Genomic DNA, 7,924 nt, shown 5'->3' on the forward strand with positions numbered 1-7,924 from the left:
CAGGCTGAAGCCGGCGCCCACGTGGTGTCACCCTCGGGCATGATGGACGGCCAAGTCGAAGTTATCCGCGAAGCCCTAGACGCCGCAGGCCACACCAATACCGCGATCTTGGCCTACTCAGCCAAATACGCTTCAGCGTTCTATGGCCCCTTCCGCGAAGCCGTCGATTCCGCCCTGACCGGCGACCGCAAAACGTACCAAATGGACTCAGCTAATCGCACCGAAGCCATTTTGGAAACCGAACTCGACATCCAAGAAGGCGCCGACATGGTCATGGTCAAGCCAGCCATGTCGTACCTCGATATCCTGCGCGACGTCGCCAACATCTCCCCGGTACCGGTTGCCGCTTATCAAATCTCCGGGGAATACGCGATGATCGAGGCCGCTGCAGCCAACGGGTGGATCGAACGCGAACCGGCCATGCTGGAGTCGCTGACCGCCATCCGCCGTGCCGGCGCCCAAAACATCCTGACCTATTACGCCACCGAAGCCGCACGACTACTCGCCTAGGAGACCATTCAGTGACCACAAACCAAGAAGTATTCGACGCCGCCCGCGCCATCATTCCCGGTGGGGTGAACTCTCCGGTCCGTGGATTCGGATCCGTGGGTGGCACACCAGCCGCCATGGTCAAGGCCACCGGCCCCTACCTGACCGATATCGAAGGCAAAACCTACGTCGACCTCGTCGGCTCCTGGGGGCCGATGCTCCTGGGGCACAACCATCCAGCGGTTGTCGACGCCGTCCATAAGGCCGTCGATGACGGACTGTCCTTCGGGACCTCTGTAGCAGGCGAAACCCGCCTGGCCGAGCTGATCGCCAAAATCATGCCGGTTGAGCGTGTTCGTTTTGTGTCGACTGGAACCGAAGCCACCATGACCGCCATTCGTCTAGCCCGCGGTGCCACTGGACGTAACCTCATCATCAAGTTCGCCGGTTGCTACCACGGACATTCCGACGGCCTGCTGGCTGCTGCAGGTTCCGGACTCGCCACTCATGCACTGCCAGATTCCGCCGGTGTGCCCGAAGCGATCACCAGCCAAACGCTGGTGCTGCCGTATAACGACGAAGAGGCCGTCAAACAGGCTTTCGAAAAATATCCCGACCAGATCGCCGGTATCATCACCGAATCGGCCCCGGCCAATATGGGCGTGGTACAGCCGAAGACGGGCTTTAACACGTTCCTGCGCGACATCACCACCGACCACGGTGCAATCTTCATCATGGACGAAGTCCTCACTGGCTTCCGCGCCACCAAAACCGGTGGCTGGGGACTTGAAAACGCCGACTGGGCACCCGATCTGTTTACCTTTGGAAAAGTCATCGGTGGGGGACTACCGGTCGCTTCTGTCGCTGGGACGGCCGCGGTTATGGATCAGCTTGCACCACTGGGCCCGGTCTACCAGGCCGGCACGCTGTCGGGCAACCCGATCGCCATGGCTGCAGGCTACGCGACCTTGTCCAACGCCACCGACGACGCTTATGCAACCATCGCTAAGCGCTCGACGCAGCTGCAAAACATGGTCGCGGGAGCCTTGGACACCGAAGGTGTCAATCATTCGATTCAATCGGCCGGCTCTCTGTTCTCGATTGCCTTCGGTACCGCCGAATCAGGCGTCACGAACTACGAGGACACCCAGGCCCAAGAAGCCTTCCGCTACGGCCCGTTCTTTCACGCCATGCTCGACGCCGGAGTCTACTTGGCGCCGTCAGTATACGAAGCCTGGTTCGTCTCAGCCGCCCACGATGATGCAGCCATGAACACCATCGCTGACGCACTGCCAGCCGCTGCCAAAGCAGCAGCTGCCGCCACCGCATAACTGCCTGTACGTTAGCCGCCGTGTTTGAGCGGCACGAAAAATCCGCTGAAGATTCATATCTCCAGCGGATTTTTTGATACGGATCGTTTCTTCGCGCACTCCATCAGTCCGCCAAACCTGTGCCTAGTAGCCCCTGAACATAAAAGGCTGACACGTCACGCGTGTCATTGACATGCGTCACAGTGGAAACTTACGCTCTTACACAAGGAGGTCGATACTTGTGGATGCATTCCCATTATCTGGATGGCTTATCATGACGGTTCCGCCCGTTTTGATGATATTGTCCGTCGTTATTTTTTACCTGAGAGAAGTTCGGCGTGAACGATTAGAGGACGACTTGCTCAAGCGCGACGTCGAGAGGGATGGTTGACGTGACAACAGGCATCATATCCATCCTGGTCCTCTATTTATTGATGATGCTGGGGATTGGCATTTGGTCCGCGAAGAAGAGCAATAAGGGATCGTCAGACTACTTTCTTGGTGGCAAGCAAATAGGCCCCTGGGTCATTTCGATGAGTGAAAAGGCTTCCGAGAGTAGCGGCTTTATGACGGCCGGGCTGCCAGGAGAGGCCTATTCGACCGGTATGAGCGCAGCGTGGAATGCTGTATCGAGCGTTTTCTCAATCTTTAATTGGGTATTTTTCGCCAAGCCGCTTCGCCGCATATCAGAGATTCTCAAGTCGATAACGATTCCAGATTATCTATCGGCTCGGTATCAGGATCACTCAAATATTATGCGCACTGTGTCGATTGTCATGATGACGGTGTTTCAGACCGTCTATATTTGTGCACAATTTGTGGCATTCGGTGTCCTGTTTGAGGTGGTTCTAAATACCGGATTTGCAACTGGAGTTATTGTCGGTGGGATCATTACCATCCTCTATACGGTTGCGGGAGGATTTTTGCCGTCACCCTGACCGACTTTGTGCAAGGTATACTTTTGGCAGTGGCGTTCGTTGTGCTACCAATCGTCGGGATTGCTGAAATTGGCGGGTTCATTCAGATGGGAACCGTGCTGACCGAGTCCATGGGTTCCGACTTTATGAAACCGTTTTTTGAAAACCCAACGTTAACCTTTGCTGGCGTTATCGCAATTATCAGCTACTTATTCATTGGTATTGGGTTTAATGGTGCGCCGCACGTGTTGGTCCGGTATATGGCCCTACGCACTACGCGTGACGTCAAGAAAATCGCGATTATCGGCATCATTTGGATGATGATTGCGTACTACGGGGCGGTATTTATTGGTTTGGCTGGGCTGGCGCTGTTTCCCAATATCGGCAACCCCGAAGAGATTTTCCCCATGATGGCTATGGAGTTATTGCCATGGTGGCTTGCTGGTATTATCATCGCTGCGGCACTCTCCGCGCTGATGTCTTCGATTGACTCAATGTTGCTAATTACCTCGTCATCCATTGCAGAAGATCTCTGGAATAAGATGTTCTATAAGGGCGACTTGCACGAGAAAAAGACCATTTTAGTCTCGCAAATTTCCACGGTCGTCATAGGTATCATCGCAATAGTTATCGCGTTGAATCCCTTCGACTCAGTATTCTGGTTAGCGGTCTTTGCCTGGGCGGGCTTAGCCACGTGTTTCGGGCCACCGGTCGTTCTATCGTTGTATTGGAAGGGTGTTACGAAGTGGGGTGCGATTGCGGGCATGATTGTCGGGCCTGCAATAACAATCATCTGGTACTTCTGGAAGCCCATTGACATCTACGAAGGTGGACCGGCGTTTTTAGCCGCGCTGACAACTATTGTCCTCGTTAGCCTGCTGACAAAACCTCCGGAGGGCGACCAATTTGAAGATATGTGGTCGACGTTTACAGAACGAAACGAAGCGGGTACTCCAGCGTTTTTGCCAAGTGACTATGAGTACCTGAAGGGTATTCAAAAGCACGAGCTTCGACTCAAAAGCGACAAACATATTGTCAGTGACCTCATGGCAAAGAAGATTACTCAGGCGCGTCCTTTCCTGAAGTTGCAAAGGGACGAAGCATTTGAATAACGAAGATGTCAGAGTCCTTCGGGTCATCGAAACGCCGTATGACTTAGAAGATAAAAACGTTGTTTGTTATCCACAACTAGTTTTGTACTTTAGAATCCGGATTTTCCGACTGTTCATGCAGCCTCGAGTTGTTTACTCAGCGGTTACTGTTGACCTTGTCAAGGGTGAAGCCGCTCGATCGAATAAATTTCCGAGATCTGAAGCAATTGAAATTAGTGAAGCCGCTGTCATACCTGCACTGACAACGCATGAAGCAGCGATTGAAGAGGCCGAAAAGTTGCTACTCAGGTGGCTGAGACATAAATACAAGATCTATAGAATACCGCAAATGGACATCGTCAAGCAGCGGGAAGTGCATAAGGTGTTCTTCTACGCACAGCTCAAAAATAATGAAACTGTCTTAATTGACTCTGTCAAAGGACTCGAGATGCAATAAGCGGGAGTGGGTTGTGGATTGTCGTTGCACTGGTGTGTTTCGTCCTTCCGGCAACGTCGCTAACCGACGGTGGGAAGCGGAACCCAGAACGTTCCAAACTCAACCAGCACGCAGAGCAGGTGGGACTACCACTGCCTGAGCACCTTGAGCATTCGGTGGTGGCACGCATCCGTCTTCGTCAGCGCGGGATGATAATCGGCGGTACCAGCGGGATCGTGCTGGCCCCCTGATTCTGACGTCGAACGCTGGATCTTAGAACACAGCCAGGTCGTTGACGCGGCGTGGGATGCCGCCGGTACAGTTCTGCCCGTGAGCTTTAATGTCATTGTTAACCCCGGTGAGGCTGAAACCGCTGAAGACCGTCTGGCCCAATGGCTTGCAGGCATTGCTGATACCGCGATGGAGCATCTTGAACAACTTCGCGACCGGGTAGAACTGCGGGTGGAGATTGCACTCGATGAGTCAATCGTTGCATCCAACAGCCAAGAACTCATCGAAATGCGCCAAACTACCGAGGCACGACCAGCTGGAGTGCAGCGACTGTACCGCAAGCGTTTCGAGGAACGCACCCGCGAAATCGCGGAGCGAACCGCCGACCGGCTCTACACAGAATACCGTCGTCGTTTAGCCGCGCTTGCCGAAGACCTCGTGGAGAATACCCGACCCGGACGCAATCCCGGCAGCGTCGGGGTCCTAACGGTATCGCTACTTGTCCACCAAGACGCCATGGATGCTGTCGGCGTTGAACTAGCAGACATCCGAGACAGCCAACCGGGAGTGCAGATTAGGTATTTAGGCCCCTGGCCACCGTATTCCTTCGCTGATGTGCCTGAGGTCGACAGCTAACAGTGCGCAGAAAACAGTCCGGGTGTCCACTGAGAAAGTTCAGTGGACACCCGGACTCGTTTTTGCGGGGTCTGGGGTTATGCTGCCTCGGTCCTTAGGCGACCAGCTGTTTCTGTGCCTGGACCGGTGTGACACGCAGGTCGTCGTCGGTGACAGTAACCCGGACGCTATCGCCTTCCGAAACTGCTTCGGCAACCAGCAGGTCGGCGATCTTATCGTCCAATTGCCGCTGAATTACCCGACGCATTGGGCGGGCACCGTAGGCCGGCTCATAGCTGGCCTCAGCAATCCAGTCCTTGGCGGCGTCATCGACTGTCAACGTGATGCCCTGAGCATCTAACCGCTGCTCGGAATCGCGCAGCTGCAGCCCAACAATTTCGCGCAGCTGGTCAGTGCTGAGCGGGTTGAACAACAAGGTGTCGTCAATGCGGTTCAAGAACTCTGGACGCATGAATTCACGTACCCGGCCCATGACCTTTTGCTTGATATCGCGCTGTGTCGCCGCAGCATCGCCGGATACAAAGCCCAGCGGTGTACCGGTTGAAGACAAGAACTCGGAACCCAGGTTCGACGTCATAATCAACACGGTGTTGCGGAAGTCCACGGTGCGGCCCTGCCCGTCGGTCAGACGACCGTCGTCGAGCACCTGCAGCAGCAGGTTGAATACATCGGGGTGGGCCTTTTCGATCTCGTCGAGCAGGATCACCGAATATGGACGACGACGAACCTGTTCAGTGAGTTGACCAGCTTCGTCATAGCCGACATAGCCCGGAGGGGCACCGACCAGACGTGAGACCGTGTGGCGTTCACCGAATTCGGACATATCGAACCGGACCATCGCATCGGCGTCATCGAATAATGAGTGTGCCAGCGATTTTGCTAGCTCTGTTTTGCCGACACCGGTTGGCCCAAGGAATAAGAAGCTGCCCACCGGGCGGGACGGATCAGCCATCCCGGTTCGAGACCGACGGATGGATTTTGCAATGGCTGCGACGGGCTCCTCCTGGCCAACTACGCGTTCGTGGAGTTCGTCTTCTAAGCGAGCCAGCCGCGATTTTTGAGCCTCGGTCATTCGTGCAGCCGGAATGCCTGTGGCGCGGGCAACCATCTCGGCGATGGCGTGCTCATCGATCACCGAAGAGGCTACTTGCGGTTTGGCAGCGGCCTCAGACAACTGTTCGTTGACCTCGTTGACCTCGTCACGCAATTCCCCGGCGCGCTCGTAATTCTCGGCGTTGACCGCTGAATTCTTATCCGCTTCCAGCTCGGCAAGTTTGGAACGTAGTGCTTCGACGTCGACCGTAGGACTATCAGCATCCGGGCCGCGCTGCAGCGACCGACGGGCACCAGCCTGGTCAATCAGGTCAATGGCCTTATCCGGTAGGAACCGGTCGGTGATGTAGCGGTTGGACAGTTCGACAGCGGCCCGGAGCGCCTCATCGGTGTAGGTCACTTGGTGGTGTTCCGCGTACCGATCAGCCAGCCCGGCCAAAATGGTGACGGCGTCTTCGACCGATGGTTCACCAATGGTCACCGGCTGGAAACGGCGCTCGAGTGCGGAATCCTTTTCGATGGTGCGGTACTCTTTGAGCGTTGTCGCACCGACCATGTGGAGATCACCGCGGGTCAAGTGTGGTTTGAGAATGTTGCTGGCATCCATGCCTCCGGATTCACCCGAGCCACCAGCGCCCACCACGGTGTGCAGCTCGTCGATGAAGACGATGGTTTTTTCATCTTCGGTAAGTTCGTCGATCGCGCCGGTCAGGCGCTCTTCGAATTCACCGCGGTACTTCGTACCAGCCACCATGCCTGGTAGATCCAAGGCAACAATGCGACGATCTTTCAGCTGTGCTGGAACCTTGCCATCAATGATGGCCTGTGCAAGTCCTTCGGCGATGGCGGTTTTACCGACCCCGGCTTCACCGATCAGGACCGGGTTGTTTTTGGTACGGCGAGCCAGCACTTCGATGGTTTGGTCAATCTCGTCCTCGCGGCCGATGACGGGGTCGAGACGACCAGCCTGGGCTTCGGCCGTCAGGTCTAGGCCATACTGTTCCAGCATGGAGTCTTCGGGTGAGTCTTGATCGCTGACATGCTCGTGTGGCTGACCAGCGTGGGCCCCCTGGGCGCCAGCCTGCAGTGACTGCGGTGTCACACCGGCCTGTGCCAGAAGTGATCCGGCAGGGGATTCTTGGTTCAGTACAAAGGCAAAGAATACATGCTCTGGATCGATATAGGTTGAGCCGAAAGCACGAGCAACCTGGTAGCCGTCGAGTAGTACTTTTTGCGCTGACGCGTTGAGCGATGCGGTTGCCTCACCTTTGTTTTCTTCGGGGGTAGGCAAGCGCTCGTCTACGGCATCAATAATAGTTTGTGGGTCCGCTCCTGCCTGGCGCACGCCAGCGGCAGCAGGATCTTGATCAAGCATAACGCGCAAGATATGGAGCGCATCGACATCGGTTTGACCACGTTCCACCGCGAATTTTGCGGCGGTCGCGACAACGTCATGGGTCTGCTTGCTCAGCAGCCGGTTGAGGTCGACGGGTCGTCCTTGTCGTCCAGCACGCTGTCCATGAAGATAGCGAGCAAGGAATTCGTCGAAGGAGTCGCCGTTGGAACCGGCGGGGCCGAAGAAAGCGGGCATTATGTCCTCCTAGTTGGTTGCACTTCTGAAGTGCATCAAAGGTTGAGTGTATCTAACTCAAGTAACAGGTCTTAGATAGAGATTATTCCCAGAACTCTTGGATTTGGCAAGAAACCTGAGTCCGCTTGACTCAACCGGCGAAATAGTGGCGGAAAACTTGAAACGAGGTG

The 7,924-nt window shown here is 55.5% G+C and carries 4 protein-coding genes and 3 pseudogenes; 6 read left to right on the top strand and 1 reads right to left on the bottom strand.

From position 1 onward, the window contains the following. The 6 genes and pseudogenes from L0H14_RS10980 to L0H14_RS11005 all read left to right on the top strand — a co-directional run. Positions 1-510 (top strand): annotated as a pseudogene (locus L0H14_RS10980) (porphobilinogen synthase); the annotation flags it as partial. An 11-nt stretch (positions 511-521) separates the two neighbouring features. Continuing rightward, positions 522-1,820 carry a glutamate-1-semialdehyde 2,1-aminomutase gene (gene hemL / locus L0H14_RS10985; RefSeq protein ID WP_301421820.1) on the top strand — a complete coding sequence of 433 codons (1,299 nt, stop codon included), beginning with the start codon at positions 522-524 and terminating at the stop codon, positions 1,818-1,820. A 512-nt stretch (positions 1,821-2,332) separates the two neighbouring features. Beyond that, positions 2,333-3,828: pseudogene (locus L0H14_RS10990) on the top strand (sodium/proline symporter). Beyond that, positions 3,821-4,264: a hypothetical protein gene (locus L0H14_RS10995; protein WP_301421821.1), complete on the top strand. Its 444-nt coding sequence runs from the start codon at positions 3,821-3,823 to the stop codon at positions 4,262-4,264. The pseudogene L0H14_RS10990 and the gene L0H14_RS10995 overlap by 8 nt, the downstream one beginning before the upstream one ends. Before the next feature lie 11 nt (positions 4,265-4,275). After that, positions 4,276-4,494, top strand: coding sequence for a hypothetical protein (locus L0H14_RS11000; RefSeq protein ID WP_301421822.1), 219 nt, complete (start codon positions 4,276-4,278; stop codon positions 4,492-4,494). Positions 4,495-4,504: 10 nt separating this feature from the next. After that, positions 4,505-5,110: pseudogene (locus L0H14_RS11005) on the top strand (GvpL/GvpF family gas vesicle protein); the annotation flags it as partial. Between the two features lie 94 nt (positions 5,111-5,204). Here L0H14_RS11005 and L0H14_RS11010 read toward each other — a convergent pair. Next, positions 5,205-7,754: an ATP-dependent Clp protease ATP-binding subunit gene (locus tag L0H14_RS11010; RefSeq protein ID WP_301421823.1), complete on the bottom strand. Its 2,550-nt coding sequence runs from the start codon at positions 7,752-7,754 to the stop codon at positions 5,205-5,207. Between the last annotated feature and the right edge of the window lie 170 nt (positions 7,755-7,924).

Source organism: Yaniella sp. (genome assembly GCF_030453185.1).
Classification (GTDB): Bacteria; Actinomycetota; Actinomycetes; order Actinomycetales; family Micrococcaceae; genus Yaniella.

Excerpts from the sequence above, each read along its gene's own strand:
- L0H14_RS11010 (WP_301421823.1), bottom strand. The coding sequence starts at position 7,754 with ATGCCCGCTTTCTTCGGCCCCGCCGGTTCCAACGGCGACTCCTTCGAC.